Annotated in this window: 1 protein-coding gene; it reads left to right on the top strand. The window is 34.1% G+C overall.

The features are described 5' to 3' along the window. Positions 1-445: 445 nt before the first annotated feature. Positions 446-822: glycoside hydrolase family 78 protein (locus ACT9TX_RS18385; RefSeq protein ID WP_481340569.1), on the top strand; the 377-nt coding region annotated here is incomplete at its 3' end.

The raw sequence follows: 822 nt of genomic DNA, 5'->3' as shown, positions 1-822 counted from the left end.
TTTTCATTCGTCAGCACAGTTCAGGACGTTTAATTCTTAAATGCAAAATACATTCACACCTCTATAAACTAGTAGGTTCAAAATCTATCTATTAGGTTCTATTACTTGACATTTATTGCCGGCCATGATGAAAATTAATTTAAGAATTATTCTTTTCCTCCTTTTTATTAGGGTTATTTGTTTTGTAAATGCGCAACAAAAATCACCCCAAAAGCCAAACATAATTTTCATTTTAGCCTATGATTTGGACTATTTGGATTTGAATGTATGTGCTACTAAAACCCTTGGCAAGCCCACAGCCAAAGAATATTTAATATTCACTGAGCAAGACTTAACCCTGCATACAACCCAGCAAAAGAATCTAGAACAGTGCCTTTTGTAGACTTGTATGCAGCTTTTAAACAAGGCAAAGACATTATTAAACTAGCCCATTAATTCCAATAAAATGAATCGTTTTCTTATCAAGTTTTCTACTCTATTTTATGTTGCCGTTTTTGTTTTTGCAAGCAGTGTGTTTTCGCAAAATAGTTTGCGTGTGGCATCAGTTTCTTGTAATCATTTTGATAATGCAACTGGTGTTTTAGATGCTCCTGTTTTTGGTTGGAAACTAGCCGCCAACGGAAATAATGAGAGCCAATCGGCTTATCAAATAATTGTATCATCAACCAAAAAAGATAGTGAAGCCAATATTGGCGATGTATGGGATAGTAAAAAAATAGTTTCTTCTGATCAAATCAATATTCCGTTTGCTGGTAAGGCTTTGCAGTCATCTACAACATATTTTTTCAAGGTAAAAGTGTGGGATAAAAATGGCGTACCATC

Source organism: Parasediminibacterium sp. HNIBRBA5674, assembly GCF_056745525.1.
This window is presented reverse-complemented; position numbering and strand designations above follow the sequence as displayed.